Source organism: Candidatus Liberibacter solanacearum CLso-ZC1, assembly GCF_000183665.1.
Lineage (GTDB): Bacteria > Pseudomonadota > Alphaproteobacteria > Rhizobiales > Rhizobiaceae > Liberibacter > Liberibacter solanacearum.
The window spans coordinates 612,619-630,126 of record NC_014774.1; the positions used below are offsets into that span (position 1 = coordinate 612,619).

Below are 17,508 nucleotides of genomic sequence, written 5' to 3' on the forward strand. Positions count from 1 at the left end.
CTATCTAACTTTTTATATTGAGGTGCATTTTTTACAATTATCAATGTATGTAATCAAAGATTTATACGATTAGTAGATTTAGGGAAAAAGTATTAAAATAGAATCAATATTAACTGTGTTCAGCTTTTATAATGTGGTAGAAGATGAGATGAGACCATTTTGTCCTTGAGGCTTTAAATTGACATTTAAAAACAGCGTTGACTTAATCATAATAAAAATATTGTTGTGTCAGCTTTAAGAACTTTCAGGTAGGTTTTTTTAAACAACTTTTATTTTGAAGAATATTGTCATCTTATGAATATGTGCAAATATTTTTTATGTGCAACAGCGATTTATATATTGCTCTAAGTTATTGCGGATTCGGTGTAAGGGGGAGAAGTCTGAATTTTCGCCAATAAATTTTAATCCTGTTATTCTTTCATAAGCTGTCATATAAGTTTGTGATATGTGAAGTAGTATATTTTCGGGAATATTAGGGATATTATCTTTATAGGGATTGCAATGTGTGAGTATCCAATTGCGGATTAAATCCTTATCCAGCCCTTCAGGAGAAGTTCCTTCTTTTAATGATTTTTCATAGGTTTCAGCTTTCCAATAACGGCTAGAATCGGGTGTATGAATTTCATCGGCTAGAACGATATTGTTTTTTTTGTCGAGTCCAAATTCGTACTTGCTGTCGACGAGAATTAAATCACGTTCTGATGCAAGTTTGCATCCACGCTCAAAGAGAGCAAGGGCATAAGAAGAAATTGTTTCCCATTGATTTTGAGTGAGAATTCCCTTTTGAATAATTTCGTGCGGAGAAATAGGTTTGTCATGTTCGAAATTGGGTCCTGAGGATTTTGTTGTAGGGGTTATGATAGTGTGGGGTAATTTTTGATTATCATGCATGTTATCAGGCAGGGAATGCCCATATATTGTGCGCTGTCCCTTTTTGTAGAAGGTAAGGAGGGATGTCTTGGTGTTACCCGCTAGATATCCGCGCACGATTAATTCGATCGGAAACATTTGCAATTGTTTGCCAACCAAAACATTAGGATCTGGATAATCTAATGCATGGTTTTCACAGATATCTGATGTATGTTGAAACCAGTATTGTGTTATTTTGTTCAACAGCTCTCCCTTGTGCGGAATACAGGTAATATTGCGGTCAAAGGCGCTCAATCTGTCTGTTGCTATGGTAATGCGAGTTCCATCGTTTAAAAAGTAGTTTTCCCGAACTTTGCCAGGATAATAATTCGGCAATTCGGGAATATAAGCTTCAGAAATAATTCTCGTTATTGGTTTTCTTGGGGGATGGTTGTTCATTTAAGCAATATTCTACAATATGGTTTTTCTAACTTATGTCGTTTTTTGTAAGATCCATTTTTCAACAGTGCATAATTTGTAAGGGGATATAATTTTTCTTACTAAGAGTCAAATTATAGGGTTTGAGTATGGTTAATAATGGTTTGAGTGGTGGTAATATTTTTTGATTATTTTTTATTGACTTATTTATGGCAATTGTTTTAGTATGGCGGATGTTATTTGAGAATAGAATAGAGAAGAAAGGGAGACATGGGCGGCGATTTTTTATATTTGTAATTAAGGATTTAATTACGAAGGTAGGAGGCGTTTTTTTTTCATGTTTTTCTGGTTGTTATGACGTTGAGAGATGTTTTAGCATTAGGATTTTTTTTACATGGTGGCGCCTTTGGCAAGAACATGAGAGTTTGATCCTGGCTCAGAACGAACGCTGGCGGCAGGCTTAACACATGCAAGTCGAGCGCTTATTTTTAATAGGAGCGGCAGACGGGTGAGTAACGCGTGGGAATCTACCTTTTTCTACGGGATAACGCACGGAAACGTGTGCTAATACCGTATACGCCCTGAGAAGGGGAAAGATTTATTGGAGAGAGATGAGCCCGCGTTAGATTAGCTAGTTGGTGGGGTAAAGGCCTACCAAGGCTACGATCTATAGCTGGTCTGAGGGGACGATCAGCCACACTGGGACTGAGACACGGCCCAGACTCCTACGGGAGGCAGCAGTGGGGAATATTGGACAATGGGGGCAACCCTGATCCAGCCATGCCGCGTGAGTGAAGAAGGCCTTAGGGTTGTAAAGCTCTTTCGCCGGAGAAGATAATGACGGTATCCGGAGAAGAAGTCCCGGCTAACTTCGTGCCAGCAACCGCGGTAATACGAAGGGGGCGAGCGTTGTTCGGAATAACTGGGCGTAAAGGGCGCGTAGGCGGGTAATTAAGTTAGGGGTGAAATCCCAAGGCTCAACCTTGGAACTGCCTTTAATACTGGTTATCTAGAGTTCAGGAGAGGTGAGTGGAATTCCGAGTGTAGAGGTGAAATTCGCAGATATTCGGAGGAACACCAGTGGCGAAGGCGGCTCACTGGCCTGATACTGACGCTGAGGCGCGAAAGCGTGGGGAGCAAACAGGATTAGATACCCTGGTAGTCCACGCTGTAAACGATGAGTGCTAGCTGTTGGGTGGTTTACCATTCAGTGGCGCAGCTAACGCATTAAGCACTCCGCCTGGGGAGTACGGTCGCAAGATTAAAACTCAAAGGAATTGACGGGGGCCCGCACAAGCGGTGGAGCATGTGGTTTAATTCGATGCAACGCGCAGAACCTTACCAGCCCTTGACATATAGAGGACGATATCAGAGATGGTATTTTCTTTTCGGAGACCTTTATACAGGTGCTGCATGGCTGTCGTCAGCTCGTGTCGTGAGATGTTGGGTTAAGTCCCGCAACGAGCGCAACCCCTACCTCTAGTTGCCATCAAGTTTAGATTTTATCTAGATGTTGGGTACTTTATAGGGACTGCCGGTGATAATCCGGAGGAAGGTGGGGATGACGTCAAGTCCTCATGGCCCTTATGGGCTGGGCTACACACGTGCTACAATGGTGGTTACAATGGGTTGCGAAGTCGCGAGGCGGAGCTAATCCCAAAAGGCCATCTCAGTTCGGATTGCACTCTGCAACTCGAGTGCATGAAGTTGGAATCGCTAGTAATCGCGGATCAGCATGCCGCGGTGAATACGTTCTCGGGCCTTGTACACACCGCCCGTCACACCATGGGAGTTGGTTTTGCTTGAAGACGGTGCGCTAACCGTAAGGAGGCAGCCGGCCACGGTAGGGTCGGCGACTGGGGTGAAGTCGTAACAAGGTAGCCGTAGGGGAACCTGTGGCTGGATCACCTCCTTTCTAAGGAAGATGTTTAGTATTGTTAGATTTATTTAATGATCTGAGCATTTTTTAAAGAATTAGAGCGATAAGCTCGAGAAAAGGATTTGTTAATTTTAGCAAGTTCTAAGGGATCGCCGTCCGTGTTTCTCTTTCTTTTTGAATAATTTTGCGATTGATGGGGTCATTTGAGTTTATGTTAAGGGCCCATAGCTCAGGCGGTTAGAGTGCACCCCTGATAAGGGTGAGGTCGGTAGTTCGAATCTACCTGGGCCCACCATTCAATCAGGCAAGGGGCCGTAGCTCAGCTGGGAGAGCGCCTGCTTTGCAAGCAGGATGTCAGCGGTTCGATCCCGCTCGGCTCCACCAATTGCGAATTTATAGTTTTTTTGCTCTAGGGGATTTTTTTTTAGAGCAATAGTTTTTTGAAAATTGAATAGAAGGTAGATTTTTTTGTATTTTTTATATTGGCATTGTATGCGATATAGGAGGTACCGACGTTGTATAACCGCACGTTGAAGATTTATCTCAGGAAATTGGTCTATTGAAAGAGCATAATTTATTTATGTTTTTTTAATTAAGAAACGTTTGTAATGAATTTTATGACGTATTGACAATGAGAGTGATCAAGCGCGATAAGGGCATTTGGTGGATGCCTTGGCATGCACAGGCGATGAAGGACGTAATACGCTGCGATAAGCTACGGGGAGCTGCAAATGAGCATTGATCCGTAGATTTCCGAATGGGGCAACCCACCTTAGATGTCTAGGAAAGTATACTATTAAGGTTTAATTTTCTAGGTATTTGAAGGTATCTTTACCTGAATAAAATAGGGTAAAAGAAGCGAACGCAGGGAACTGAAACATCTAAGTACCTGTAGGAAAGGACATCAATTGAGACTCCGTTAGTAGTGGCGAGCGAACGCGGATCAGGCCAGTGGTAGGGAAGATTTAAGTAGAATTATCTGGGAAGGTAAGCCATAGAAGGTGATAGCCCCGTACACGTAATAATTTTTTCTATCCTTGAGTAGGGCGGGACACGTGAAATCCTGTTTGAAGATGGGGCGACCACGCTCCAAGCCTAAGTACTCGTGCATGACCGATAGTGGACTAGTACCGTGAGGGAAAGGCGAAAAGAACCCCTACTAGGGGAGTGAAATAGACCCTGAAACCGAATGCCTACAAACAGTCGGAGGCTGTAAAGCTGACGGCGTACCTTTTGTATAATGGGTCAACGACTTAGTGTGGCAAGCGAGCTTAAGCCGATAGGTGTAGGCGCAGCGAAAGCGAGTCTGAATAGGGCGTTTAGTTTGTTGCATTAGACCCGAAACCGAGTGATCTAGCCATGAGCAGGTTGAAGGTTGGGTAACACCAATTGGGGGACCGAACCCGTATCTGTTGCAATAGATTGGGATGACTTGTGGCTAGGGGTGAAAGGCCAATCAAACTCGGAGATAGCTGGTTCTCCGCGAAATCTATTTAGGTAGAGCGTTAACTGAATACCCTCGGGGGTAGAGCACTGGATAGGCTATGGGGGCTTACCGCCTTACTGATCCTAACCAAACTCCGAATACCGAGGAGTAATAGTTGGCAGACACACAGTGGGTGCTAACGTCCATTGTGGAGAGGGAAACAACCCTGACCTCCAGCTAAGGTCCCGAAGTCATGGCTAAGTGGGAAAGGAAGTAAAAATCCCATAACAACCAGGATGTTGGCTTAGAAGCAGCCATCATTTAAAGAAAGCGTAGCAGCTCACTGGTCTAAAATTAAGGATTTTTGCGCCGAAAATGTAACGGGGCTCAAGCCATGCACCGAAGCTGAGGATTTGTTTATTTTTTTTAAGGTAAGCGAGTGGTAGCGGAGCGTTCCGTAAGCTGATGAAGGAGGATCTGTGAGGACTTCTGGAGGTATCGGAAGTGAGAATGTTGACATGAGTAACGATAAAGAGGGTGAGAAACCCTCTCGCCGAAAGACCAAGGGTTCCTGCTTAAAGTTAATCTGAGCAGGGTTAGCCGGCCCCTAAGGTGAGGCGGAAACGCGTGGCTGATGGGAACCACATTAATATTTGTGGGCCTGGTGTAAGTGACGGATTAAGTATATTGTACATTTTTATTGGATTAGATGTGCTTTGGATTAATTCCAGGAAATAGCTTCACCGTATAGACCGTACCCGAAACCGACACAGGTGGTCAGGTAGAGTATACTAAGGCGCTTGAGAGAACTGCGTTGAAGGAACTCGGCAAATTGCACGCGTAACTTCGGGATAAGCGTGACCTTTTTTTGGGCAACCAGGAGGAGGTGTCACAGATTAGGGGGTAGCGACTGTTTACCAAAAACACAGGGCTCTGCGAAGTCGTAAGACGAAGTATAGGGCCTGACGCCTGCCCGGTGCTGGAAGGTTAATAGGAGGGGTGAGAGCTCTGAATTGAAGCCCCAGTAAACGGCGGCCGTAACTATAACGGTCCTAAGGTAGCGAAATTCCTTGTCGGGTAAGTTCCGACCTGCACGAATGGCGTAACGACTTCCCCACTGTCTCCAACGCAGACTCAGTGAAATTGAATTCCCCGTGAAGATGCGGGGTTCCTGCGGTTAGACGGAAAGACCCCGTGCACCTTTACTATAGCTTTACATTGGCGTTTGCGTTGATATGTGTAGGATAGGTGGTAGGCATTGAAGCAGAGGCGTTAGTTTTTGTGGAGCCATCCTTGAAATACCACCCTTATCCATGTGGACGTCTAACTGCGCTCCGTTATCCGGGGCCGGGGCATTGTATGGTGGGTAGTTTGACTGGGGCGGTCGCCTCCGAAAGAGTAACGGAGGCGCGCGATGGTAGGCTCAGAGCGGTCAGAAATCGCTTGTTGAGTGCAATGGCATAAGCCTGCCTGACTGTGAGACTGACAAGTCGAGCAGAGACGAAAGTCGGTCATAGTGATCCGGTGGTTCCGAGTGGAAGGGCCATCGCTCAACGGATAAAAGGTACGCCGGGGATAACAGGCTGATGACCCCCAAGAGCTCATATCGACGGGGTTGTTTGGCACCTCGATGTCGGCTCATCGCATCCTGGGGCTGTAGAAGGTCCCAAGGGTTTGGCTGTTCGCCAATTAAAGCGGTACGTGAGCTGGGTTCAGAACGTCGTGAGACAGTTCGGTCCCTATCTGCCGTGGGTGTAGGAATATTGACAGGATCTTTCCCTAGTACGAGAGGACCGGGATGGACGTATCTCTGGTGGACCTGTTGTTATGCCAATAGCATAGCAGGGTAGCTAAATACGGAATGGATAACCGCTGAAAGCATCTAAGTGGGAAACCAACCTAAAAACGAGTATTCCCTATCAGAGCTGTGGGAGACTACCACGTTGATAGGCTGGATGTGGAAGCTAGGTAACTAGTGAAGCTGACCAGTACTAATAGCTCGATTGGCTTGATTGCTCTTATTGTCCATAGTCATAGAATGTTTTAGACCATTTTCCATTCGTTTTTTATAGACTTGGTGGCTTTTGCGGGGTTTCTGCACTCGTTCCCATTTCGAACACGGCCGTTAAATGCCCTAGCGCCTATGGTACTTCATCTCAAGATGCGGGAGAGTCGGTCGCTGCCAGGTCTATAAAAAGCGGGTTTCTATTTTATTGTTAATTGTATATTGATGAAAATTATTGTCGCGGGGTGGAGCAGTCTGGTAGCTCGTCAGGCTCATAACCTGAAGGTCGTGGGTTCAAATCCTACCCCCGCAACCATTGTATTATGGAATCTTATTACAATGAACCAAAACATAGAGCAACAAATTTTGGATGCGTTGAAAATCCTGTACATACCAGGAGAAACAATTAATATCGTGGATATGAAAAGACTATCCAATATCTGCATTGTCCAAAATACTGCCTACCTATCCATAACAGTCCCTCATAATCTAGCACAACAATTGCAATCCTTGCGCTTGAATGCACAACAAATTGTCCAAAATATCCCGCAAATTAAAAATGCTGTCGTTACTCTAACTGAAAATAAAAGTAAACCTATCCTAGATCCAATAATTGAAAATAAATTAAAAATTAATGCACTCATCGCAATAGCTTCCGGAAAAGGTGGCGTCGGCAAATCAACTACAGCCGTTAATCTCGCTTGTGCCTTGAAAAATAAAAATAAAAATGTCGCCATACTCGATGCAGATATTTATGGTCCTTCCATACCAAAACTGCTACAATTATCTGGAAAAGCAGAAATATTAGAAAAAAAAATCCTAAAGCCTATGGAAAATTATGGAATAAAAATAATGTCCATGGCTTCTCTTGTAGATGATAATGTGGCCATGATATGGCGTGGTCCAATGGTACAATCCGCTATAATGCATATGTTTCAGAATGTTTCTTGGGGTCAATTGGATTTTTTATTGATAGATATGCCTCCTGGAACAGGGGATGCTCATTTAACTGTTGCGCAAAAAATTCCTCTTTCTGGTGTTGTGATTGTTTCTACTCCGCAAGATTTGGCTCTAATTGATGTGAAAAGAGCGATTAATATGTATCAAAAGATGAAAGTGCCTATCATTGGTATAATCGAAAATATGAGTTATTTCGTAACTTCTGATACCGGAAAAAGATATGATTTATTTGGAAATGGTGGAGTACGTGCCGAAGCAGAAAAGATGGGTATACCTTTTCTAGAATCAATTCCTTTTGATATGGATGTTAGAATTTTATCAGATCTAGGAATCCCAATTGTAATAGATAATCCAAATTCGGTCGTTTCAAAAATGTATCAAAAAATTTCGGATCGTATCCAAGAATATCTTTTATCAAAAATATAAATCTTATGAAAAACAAATACATATATTCACTATTATCCGTTTTGATTATTGTAAAAAAATGTTTTTTAGTTCAAGAAGGGTCTCACTAGAGAAGTGGTTAATTTGTAGAGGCAAATGTTTGTATCATGAATACTTGTAGAGAAGATCTTCAAAAGAATAATAGAAATCCTTTTTATCTAATGTTTGAATCCATAGGTGTCGTTTATGGAGATATTGGTACTAGTGTTTTGTATGCTTTTAAAGAAGCATTAAAAACAATGAATCATACTTCTCTCGTAGGAAGGGTAGAGGTTATAGGTTTGGTTTCCTTGATGATTTGGATCCTTACTATAATTGTAACAATAAAATATGTGTTATTATTATTAAGAGCTGATAATGGTGGTGAAGGGGGAATATTATCTCTTCTTGCTTTGTTATTGAAAAAAATTCCCCAACATTCAAATATATTAATAGTATTAGGTTTGATTGGTTTTGCGTTATTTATTGGAGATACTATGGTAACTCCAGCACTTTCCGTTCTTTCTGCAGTAGAAGGTATAAGATATATAATGCCGGAATTGGATGGTTTTATTATTCTTATTGCGCTAGGAATATTAATTTTATTGTTTATGATTCAATCTCATGGAACTCAAGGAATAGCTTGTTTTTTTTCTCCTATTATGGTCATTTGGCTTTTAATGATAACAATATCTGGATTAATCCATATATCGGATGATTGGGGTATTCTTGCAGCTTTTAATCCTCTATATGCTTTATATATGGTTGTTGGGAAAGGAAGCGTTTCTCTTCTTGTATTAGCTTCAGTGTTTTTAACTATTACAGGAGCCGAAGCTCTTTATGCTGACCTTGGACATTTCGGGCGCAAACCAATTCAATATGCTTGGATGATTATTTTCCCTGCCTTAACAATCAATTATCTAGGGCAAGGAGCCTTAGTACTCGCAAATCCTGAAGCTATAGCAGATCCTTTTTATATGATGTTTGCGGGATGGTTCTTGCCTTTTGCAATTTTGATGGCAACATGTGCAACGGTTATTGCTAGTCAAGCCGTTATTACAGGAACATTTTCATTAACAAGACAGGCGATTCATTTAGGGTTTTTACCACCTATGAAGATATTTTTTACTTCAGAGACGCTTAAGGGACAAATGTTTTTGCCAAGTATCAATTTGTTTATGTTTCTGGGAGTCATGGTATTTGTAATTGGTTTTAAAAATTCTGAATCTCTGGTATCTGCGTATGGAATTTCTGTTAGTGGAACTATGGTCATTTCTACAATCATGTTTTCTGTATTTTCACGAGTATATTGGAAATGGAAACTTTCTAAAGTTATCATTTTTATCTTACCATTATTATTAATTGAAATGACTTTTTTAGGGGCAAATTTACTCAGATTTTTTGACAGAGGATATGTTCCATTACTTATTGCTACTTTGTTTATAGTAATAATGTGGACTTGGATAAGAGGAACAAATCTTTTATCTACATTGACGCGTCATACCGATATTCCTGTTCAGTCTTTTATTCTTTCAATAGAAAAATCAAGCCAGAAAGTTCCTGGTACTGCAATTTTCTTGACAAGTGATTCAGAAGCTGTTCCTGATGCTTTACTACAGAATATCAAACACAATCACGTATTACATGAGCAGAATATTATTCTTACAATTAATACCGCTAATCAACCACGTTTGCCCAAAGAAGAACGCTTTATATGCGAAAAAATTTCTGAAAGCTTTTCACGTATTCAATTATTCTTTGGATATATGGAAGAGCAGAATGTTTCTCAAGCACTCGCAGATCTAAGAAATAATGGATTAAAATTTGAAATTATGAATACATCTTTCTATCTAGGACGTCGTAAATTAGTACCGATATCTCGTTCTGGTATGCCTAATTGGCAAGATAATTTATTTATTATGATGTTTGCTTATGCAGAAGATCCATCTGATTATTTTTACTTACCTGCTAATCGAGTGGTAGAAATTGTTTCGCATGTCAATATCTAGGCGTAATACAATAAAAAAACATTGTATCTGTTTGAAAGATAAAAAAGATATTTGATAGCATATAATTTTATAAAAAAATCAATTTTATTTTTTTGTTTTGGATTACGAGAATCATTCTTTATTGACGAATAAATAGATAAAATAATCAATAGAACGCTACTTGTTCCCGTGAATATTTCGGGAACATTGATCACGGTTTGCAAAAACATGACTATAGAAAGAACAAAAATAGAATAAAATGATCCATGTTCAAGATATTTATATTTTTGCAGCATTCCTTTTTTGAGCATTAAAACTGTCATTGAACGAACGTATACTGCACCAATCGTCAGTCCGATTATTATAATAAAAAAGTTTTTTGTAATTGCAAAAGAACTAATAACTCCATCAAATGAAAGACTTGCATCGATGATCTCAAGATATAAAAATAAGCTCAGTCCATGTTTTTTTTGTGCAACGCTTTTTGTTTGATTATCACCTGATAATATGCTCTCTAAAAAATTGATAGCATAAAATGTCATTAGAGCAAAAGTAGAAGAAAAAATTAGAATATAAATATCTCTTATGGATAGTATACAGGATATTCCTATAATTAATAATAAGACAAGAAAAAATTTTATCCCTCTAATTCTGGATAAATAGGACATAGGAATTTCTAAAAAATTAATCCAGTGAATATTTTTATTTCTATTAAAAAAAAATGTAAGGCTAACCATCATTAAAAATGTGCCCCCAAATCCTGCGATAGGTATATGAGCATCAGAAATAATTTTTAAGTAATCTTGAGGAGAAAATATAGCAATTTTTACTGCTTCAATAGGATTTATTGTTGCTACAATGCAAACAATTATAATTGGAAATACTATTCGCATACCAAATACTGCTATTACTATTCCCCAAGTGAGAAATCTTCTTTGCCACAGAGGAGACATTTTTTGTATATTTTTTGCATTAAGAATGGCATTATCACAGGATAAAGATATTTCTATTATCGCCAGTATGATACAGATATATAGTATTTCGCTTGTTCCGGATAGTGTATGACTTGTTTCCCATCCGATCCCAATACTTAGTAAAATTCCTATTATAGTGACAAGAATAGCCCATCTAAAATGATGGATAATGTCTATTTGAAATGGATTGATCTTCATTTATAACTTCTGAAAATAGTATTTGCTAAAAAATATCTTTAAAATATGGTTTTATCATAGCAATAGTACAGTGTGATTGTAAATATTGTTTATAGAAATTTTCAAAACTGAAGATAATAAAAATATTTGTGTTGCAATGATCCATTTGAAGGACAGCAAATATATTGCTATTAAGCAAACCTCATTTAAAGGCAGAATCTCTTCTTAAAAATACAATCTATATATGATATTGATCAGGTTTTTAGGCTAGGATTTGGGATGTATGGCTTTTTCGGACATGTGAAATTTTATTTTTATAGATTATAAAAATTAGAATGAGAATATTATAAAATATCTCTATCCATAATAAATTTTTTAGTACTTCTGTCCTGTATGTTGTAATATATCAGAAAACCAAGGTGTTTTTATATCAAAAATCTTTCCTCCGAGAATATTTTCAAACTCAATGATTCGCAAAAGATTGTTTTTCCTCTCATCTTCTCCTGTAACACCAGATATACCAGCAATTGCTCCATCTACTGCGAGAATAACCATTTTCCTTATAAGAATAAGGTCTTCTTCTGAAGAAGCAGCAGATCGAGCAAAATAGCCTGATTTCTGCACAATGGAACGTTCTGCTTTGATGAGATTGGCAAATTTATCAGAAAACCAAGAGCCAACATTGATTTTATCAAGAAGAATATGCCCAAAAGAATCTCGCTGAATTTTATCACCAGATGATAGACGATCACTCACGATAACATCACGACAAGCCCCTTCAGATACAAAAAGAGCTACAGATCCCTTTTTTTCCATAATCATGGTTAGACGTTCAGTCTCTTCTTCAAGATTAAAGGACATCTCCGGCAAATAAATACCATCTATAGCTTTAAACTCAGGAGAAAAAATAAGCCCATTGACATAATCTCTATCGCGAATCATATCTAAGTAAGAGCGTGCAGCATAGGCTGTCAGCCATCCGCAATTTCTGCCCATGACTTCATGTATAATAAGACTTTTAGGAGATGCACTGCGTTCATTAGAAATATTGTCAAAAAATTGCGCACTGACTTTAGCCGCTGTCAAAGCACCTAAAGATTGATGGATTGGAACAATATCATTGTCGATCGTTTTCGGTAATCCAACAACAGTAATATTATAACCTTTTTCTTTCAGATAATTGAGAAGATCACAAGCTGTTGTATTTGTGTCATCTCCTCCTATTGTATGAAGAATAGTAACATTATTTTTCATAAGGTTATGAGCGGCTACTTCTAAAGGATTTTCATTTTCCTTGATCAAATTCCGCTTGATACAATCATTAATATTCGTTAATTTGATACGACTATTGCCTATAGGAGAACCACCATAAGACAGCAATTTCTCCGCATTCTGACGCATATCATGAGATATTTCAATCTTATCGTCTAAGAGTAGTCCTTGATATCCAGAACGATAAGCAATTAACTCTGCTTCGGGAAGAATCTCATTATAACGACTAATGAGCATACCAATAACTGAAGATAGACACGGAGCAATGCCTCCAGCTGTCAAAAAAGCAACTTTATGCTTTACCATATATTTTTTTCCAAAAAATGAACGATATTTAGAATAAATTGTACATCATAGGGATATGTCACAAAAATTCCTATTACTTATAAAACCATTGGAATAATATCTCAAGATATAAAATCGTTGCAATCTAAATAAAAACCTTGAACTGATAAAATGTTGATAATATAGCATTTATTTGATCTAATAGAAGCTAATTTTTGAAATAATATACCAATATTCTTGTAATTGGATAACGTTCTACATACGATACATCTTTTGAGCAACATCATACGTTAAATCGAAAATGCATTATATCACCATCTTTTACGATATAATCCTTGCCTTCATCGCGTGCCTTTCCTGATTCTTTTGCAGCACGTTCTCCTCCCATTGCTATGTAATCTTCATAGGAGATTGTGAGAGCACGTATAAATCCTCGTTCAAAATCAGAGTGAATGAAACCAGCTGCTTTCTGAGCATTTGTACCACGAAGAATTGTCCAAGCACGTGTTTCTTTAGGTCCAACCGTGAAATATGTTATTAAGTCAAGAAGTCTGTATCCAGATCGAATGAGTAATTCGAGTCCTGATACAGAAACTCCCAAATCTTCCATAAACAAAGCTCGTTCTTCTTCTGGAAGTTGGGATATTTCTTCTTCGATGGCGGCAGAAATTATAATCATTTCTGCATTTTGTTGGGTGGCTAATTTTTGAATTGCTTCCGTATGCATATTGCCTTTTTTACAATCACTTTCCGAAACATTGCAGATATAAAGCATTGGTTTAGCAGTGAGAAGATTGAAACTTTTAAAGATAGATAGCGCATCTGAATCAAGAGATTGTAATAAACTGCGAACTGTTTTTCCTTCTTCTATCAAGCGTAAAGATGAAGAGATAATTGATTGGGTTAGTTGTATATTTTCAGATTTATGATTTTTATGTTTTTTATTCTTTTCAAAAAGACGTTCAAGCCTCTCAAGGTCAGAGAGCATTAATTCCGTTTCTATTGTCTCAATATCATTAATAGGATTAATCCGACCTTCAACATGAATAATATTTTCATCATCAAAACAACGGAGTACGTGTATAATGGCATCTACTTCACGAATATTAGCTAAAAATTGATTTCCAAGCCCTTCTCCTTTTGATGCGCCACGTACTATTCCGGCAATATCTATAAAGGACATACTAGTGGGGACTAAATCTTTTGATTTGGCAATCTCAGCTAATTTATGCATCCGAGGATCAGGAACAGCGACTTCACCAGAATTTGGTTCTATCGTGCAAAAGGGATAATTAGCTGCTTGAGCTGTTGCTGTACGCGTTAATGCATTAAAAAGAGTTGATTTTCCAACGTTAGGAAGTCCGACAATACCACATTTAAAACCCATAAATTTATCCTCTTTAAAAAAAACATCCTTCCCTTTGTGAAGTCAAATCATTTGGATTAACTCAAGGATAAGGTGTAATGATCTGATTTTTTTTATAGTATGTATTGTATCGCTTATAAAGAAATAATTTTAGAACTTAGCTCTTGCCTTTGCACAACATAGTTTAGAAACAAATCATCTTCTTTTTTAACTAGTAGGGGAATATGTCGTGCAATATTATCTAATATAGGGAATAAAACGGATTGTTCGGAAGGATAAAAATCACTTAAAACATGTTTGATAACATATTCTTTGTTTTGGGGGCGTCCAATTCCGATGCGGAGGCGTTTGTAATTTTTTCCGCATTTTTCACTAATTGATTTTAAACCATTATGCCCCGCATCTCCACCGCCGGTTTTAAGACGCAATATTCCCAATGAAAGATCTAATTCATCATGAATAATCAAACAGTTTTGGAGAGAGAGTTTATAAAAATTAATCACTTCTATGAGAGATTTTCCCGATAAATTCATAAAAGTTTGTGGTTTGAGGAGAATGATTCGTATGTCGTCAAGATGTTTTTCTGATATTTCGGCAGAAAATTTCTTCTTCCAAGAAGGAAAAGAATGAAACGAATGAATCCTATCAACGCACATAAAACCAATATTATGGCGATTCTCAGAATACTCATTTCCAGGATTGCCAAGACCAGCAACTATGAACATAAAAAATCTCCTATCACTTTCAATCAGTATACAGTTTGAATGAATTCTTTTTAAATATTTTTTCAAATTCATATAAGATATTTTGAAAAATAAAAAAATTATTACATGTGAGTGTGATCATAATGAGACATAAATAGGATTGATTCTGAAAAATACGAACTAACAATTAACCTTTCCAGTATAATTTTTAAGCGTTATTAAGTTATTTTTGAGGATCACTGTGAGCGTACAATCATTTATCAAATGGGCTAAAACAGCTAAATTACAAGAAAGGATTTGTATTGCCCGTATTTTGGGTAGAACTTGGTGCATGGAAGAATTATTAGCTGATGAAAAAGATTCTTTGGTCTTGGCAATGACACATCTACTGGATGATCCTTCTTCGCAAGTACGTTTATCTCTTGCCCGTGCGATAGCATTATCTAATACCGCTCCAAAACATGTTATTCTAGCTCTTAGTGAAGATCACCCTGATGTATCAGGGACTATCATCCTGCATTCGCCTGTTTTAAATGACAACGATTTGATTGATCTTATTGCTCGAGGAGGCAATTTGACATGTATTTTTATAGCTTCACGGTATCAATTATCGCATGTTGTCGCGGAAAATTTAATAGAGATTGGATGTATAGATAATATTATTGCTTTATTGGAGAATAAATCAGCTTGCTTATCCAGTGTGTTATTAATGCGTATAGCAAAACTTTTTTCTCATAATCCTTACATAAGAAACCTTTTATCGTTGCGTTCTGATTTATCTTTAAAAGCTCGATATTTGTTGATAAAAAATGTTTGCAATTCTCTATGTCAATCAAAAATTATGAATACAGTCATTTCTTTTCGTCGGATCAAAGTACTCTCTGAGGAAAACATAAGAGTGGGTATTCTTGAAATGGTATCCAATGTGAATGACTCGCAAAATATATCTGAACTCGTCGAAATTTTGCAAGAAGAGGGACAGTTAACTCCAGTTCTTTTAATTTATGCCATTGTAATTGGATCAATTCAGTTTGTTTCTATCATTTTGGCAAAGATTTCGGAATATAATCAAGATAGAGTCTATTCTATTCTCTCTACGGGTGGTTTTCATGTTGTTCGTTCCCTCTATGAATTAGTTGGACTTACTTCTGATATTAGTGAAATTTTTGTTGAGGCAACAATGATTTGGCGTGAAATTGCCGTTGATTCCGTTGTAATAAATCCAAGTATTATAGTAGAAAAATTATTAGAACGAGTGCGAAAAAGAAATATTCGTGGTTTTCCTAAAGAAGAATTATTAGAAATGATTGAAAGAATACACTTAGACGTTAACAGACGATTTGTCCGTTCAATAGAAAATAAATCTTCTCGGTTTATTGTGGCGGCATAAGAAAAAGTCACTTTTCAGTGAATAACGATTACTCAATAATGTGTATTGCTACATATTGATAATATGACACTCATAGATTCATCTTTCCTAAGGGAAAAAATGACCTGGGATTTGTATATCAAAAAGATGAGAGATTAATATTATAAAGATCTTTTTAGATAAAAAAAACAATGATTAGATACTCTTCTACATGCCATTATAAAAGAGCATTTTAATAAACTCATATGATTTACATATGATCTACATCTAGAAAATTTAAGTCTTTGTTGGTTTTCTCTTGAGATTATTTTCTCTTATCGCAAGAATAGATTCTTTCCAAATTACTGTCATCAATGCCATGATCACTGGTCCGATGAATAGTCCTAGCAAACCCATCGTTCTTACACCTCCAACCAAACCAAAAAAAGTAGGAAGAAATGGTAGTCTTATAGGTCCTCCGACAAGAAATGGCCTAAGTGTTTTATCAACGATGAATAATTCAATCGCTCCCCAAGAAAAAAGTAATATAGCATTAGTAATACTACCTTTGATCACGAGATAAATGGATACGACTGTAAATGAAACAGGAGCCCCTCCAGGAATCATGGCCATAATGGCGGTTATAACCCCTAATGCAGTATATGAAGGAACACCAGCTATCCAGTATGCAGATCCTAATACTAAACCTTCTCCGATGGCAATAACTGTCATTCCTACAAAGGTTGATCTAATAACCCTGGGGATAATCCTTGATATCTTTTCCCAATATACAGGTAAGAGGTATCCTCCCAAAGAATCTAATTGTAGAGACATGGAAAGCCCGTCGCGATAAAAAAAGAATAAAGCAATTAGCATAAAGATAATAGATAACAAGTAATCGAATATACAATTACTGAAATAAGATACGAATTTTAATGTGAATTGAGTACCGTTTGTTGTTAAAATATTTTCAGTAAGGGTCATGAGGCTTTGAGGGGGAGAAAGATATTTTGTCCATAATCCCGCCCATACACCGCCACCAGGAATGTGAGACAACCAACTAGGCTTGGGAATACCTTTCTCGTTAACTAAGGCCACATACGATGCTAAATTTTTGATCTCTAATGTTGTGTAATAAGAAAAAAATAAGAGTGGAATAATGAACAACAAAATAACCGTTAGAGTGGCAATAGTTGCCTCAAGAGTAAAAGACTTTTCTTCTTTTGAAATAAACAAACTGTATATTGGCCAACTTGCAAAACCGATAATAAGGGCAGTGAGAACTGGAGCAAAAAATCCTTTGAGAAAATAAATACATGCTAAGACTATAAAGATGATAGTCCAACGCATTATTCTTTGAGGATTTAATATTATTTCTCTCATGGATTTATACCTTTATCGATCGTATTTAAGA

The 17,508-nt window shown here is 37.8% G+C and carries 9 protein-coding genes, 3 tRNA genes and 3 rRNA genes; 9 read left to right on the forward strand and 6 right to left on the reverse strand.

Annotated features, from left to right (window positions below):
- Nucleotides 1-315: 315 nt before the first annotated feature.
- A complete protein-coding gene (locus CKC_RS02810; RefSeq protein ID WP_013461986.1) occupies nt 316-1,308 on the reverse strand; it encodes a phosphoribosylaminoimidazolesuccinocarboxamide synthase in 993 nt (330 codons plus the stop codon).
- A 392-nt stretch (nt 1,309-1,700) separates the two neighbouring features.
- On the opposite strand from CKC_RS02810, the gene CKC_RS02815 reads away from it, so the two are divergent.
- The 8 genes from CKC_RS02815 to CKC_RS02850 all read left to right on the forward strand — a co-directional run bounded on the left by CKC_RS02815 (nt 1,701) and on the right by CKC_RS02850 (nt 9,989).
- A 16S ribosomal RNA gene (locus CKC_RS02815) occupies nt 1,701-3,202 on the forward strand.
- A 182-nt stretch (nt 3,203-3,384) separates the two neighbouring features.
- A tRNA-Ile gene (locus CKC_RS02820) sits at nt 3,385-3,461 on the forward strand.
- Between the two features lie 13 nt (nt 3,462-3,474).
- Nucleotides 3,475-3,550: transfer RNA gene (locus tag CKC_RS02825), tRNA-Ala, on the forward strand.
- Between the two features lie 255 nt (nt 3,551-3,805).
- A 23S ribosomal RNA gene (locus tag CKC_RS02830) occupies nt 3,806-6,608 on the forward strand.
- A gap of 57 nt (nt 6,609-6,665) precedes the next feature.
- Nucleotides 6,666-6,780, forward strand: a 5S ribosomal RNA gene (gene rrf / locus CKC_RS02835).
- The 16S, 23S and 5S rRNA genes sit together here with 3 tRNA genes alongside, the layout of an rRNA operon.
- Nucleotides 6,781-6,836: 56 nt before the next feature.
- A tRNA-Met gene (locus CKC_RS02840) sits at nt 6,837-6,913 on the forward strand.
- Nucleotides 6,914-6,936: 23 nt separating this feature from the next.
- Nucleotides 6,937-7,983, forward strand: a complete 1,047-nt coding sequence (locus tag CKC_RS02845; protein WP_013461987.1) for an Mrp/NBP35 family ATP-binding protein — start codon at nt 6,937-6,939, stop codon at nt 7,981-7,983.
- Nucleotides 7,984-8,108: 125 nt separating this feature from the next.
- A complete protein-coding gene (locus CKC_RS02850; protein ID WP_013461988.1) occupies nt 8,109-9,989 on the forward strand; it encodes a potassium transporter Kup in 1,881 nt (626 codons plus the stop codon).
- Here CKC_RS02850 and CKC_RS02855 read toward each other — a convergent pair.
- The 4 genes from CKC_RS02855 to pth all read right to left on the reverse strand — a co-directional run bounded on the left by CKC_RS02855 (nt 9,986) and on the right by pth (nt 14,767).
- Nucleotides 9,986-11,140 (reverse strand): DUF475 domain-containing protein, encoded by a 1,155-nt coding sequence (locus CKC_RS02855; protein ID WP_013461989.1) that lies wholly within the window; start codon nt 11,138-11,140, stop codon nt 9,986-9,988. The two genes, CKC_RS02850 and CKC_RS02855, sit on opposite strands and share 4 nt — an antisense overlap.
- Nucleotides 11,141-11,494: 354 nt before the next feature.
- Nucleotides 11,495-12,697 (reverse strand): pyrophosphate--fructose-6-phosphate 1-phosphotransferase, encoded by a 1,203-nt coding sequence (locus CKC_RS02860; RefSeq protein WP_013461990.1) that lies wholly within the window; start codon nt 12,695-12,697, stop codon nt 11,495-11,497.
- 262 nt (nt 12,698-12,959) lie between these two features.
- Nucleotides 12,960-14,063 (reverse strand): redox-regulated ATPase YchF, encoded by a 1,104-nt coding sequence (gene ychF, locus CKC_RS02865; RefSeq protein ID WP_013461991.1) that lies wholly within the window; start codon nt 14,061-14,063, stop codon nt 12,960-12,962.
- Nucleotides 14,064-14,176: 113 nt separating this feature from the next.
- The gene (pth, locus tag CKC_RS02870) at nt 14,177-14,767 is read right to left on the reverse strand and encodes an aminoacyl-tRNA hydrolase (protein ID WP_013461992.1); all 591 of its coding nucleotides are present in this window, start codon (nt 14,765-14,767) and stop codon (nt 14,177-14,179) included.
- 220 nt (nt 14,768-14,987) lie between these two features.
- Between pth and CKC_RS02875 the strand changes: the two genes are divergently transcribed.
- The gene (locus CKC_RS02875) at nt 14,988-16,136 is read left to right on the forward strand and encodes a DUF2336 domain-containing protein (RefSeq protein ID WP_013461993.1); all 1,149 of its coding nucleotides are present in this window, start codon (nt 14,988-14,990) and stop codon (nt 16,134-16,136) included.
- A gap of 255 nt (nt 16,137-16,391) precedes the next feature.
- Here the strand turns inward: CKC_RS02875 and CKC_RS02880 are convergent, their stop codons facing one another.
- A complete protein-coding gene (locus tag CKC_RS02880; RefSeq protein ID WP_013461994.1) occupies nt 16,392-17,477 on the reverse strand; it encodes an AI-2E family transporter in 1,086 nt (361 codons plus the stop codon).
- Between the last annotated feature and the right edge of the window lie 31 nt (nt 17,478-17,508).

Coding starts and splice junctions, on each gene's coding strand:
- CKC_RS02810 (WP_013461986.1), bottom strand. CDS start 1,308: ATGAACAACCATCCCCCAAGAAAACCAATAACGAGAATTATTTCTGAA.
- CKC_RS02845 (WP_013461987.1), top strand. CDS start 6,937: ATGAACCAAAACATAGAGCAACAAATTTTGGATGCGTTGAAAATCCTG.
- CKC_RS02850 (WP_013461988.1), top strand. CDS start 8,109: ATGAATACTTGTAGAGAAGATCTTCAAAAGAATAATAGAAATCCTTTT.
- CKC_RS02855 (WP_013461989.1), bottom strand. CDS start 11,140: ATGAAGATCAATCCATTTCAAATAGACATTATCCATCATTTTAGATGG.
- CKC_RS02860 (WP_013461990.1), bottom strand. CDS start 12,697: ATGGTAAAGCATAAAGTTGCTTTTTTGACAGCTGGAGGCATTGCTCCG.
- ychF (WP_013461991.1), bottom strand. CDS start 14,063: ATGGGTTTTAAATGTGGTATTGTCGGACTTCCTAACGTTGGAAAATCA.
- pth (WP_013461992.1), bottom strand. CDS start 14,767: ATGTTCATAGTTGCTGGTCTTGGCAATCCTGGAAATGAGTATTCTGAG.
- CKC_RS02880 (WP_013461994.1), bottom strand. CDS start 17,477: ATGAGAGAAATAATATTAAATCCTCAAAGAATAATGCGTTGGACTATC.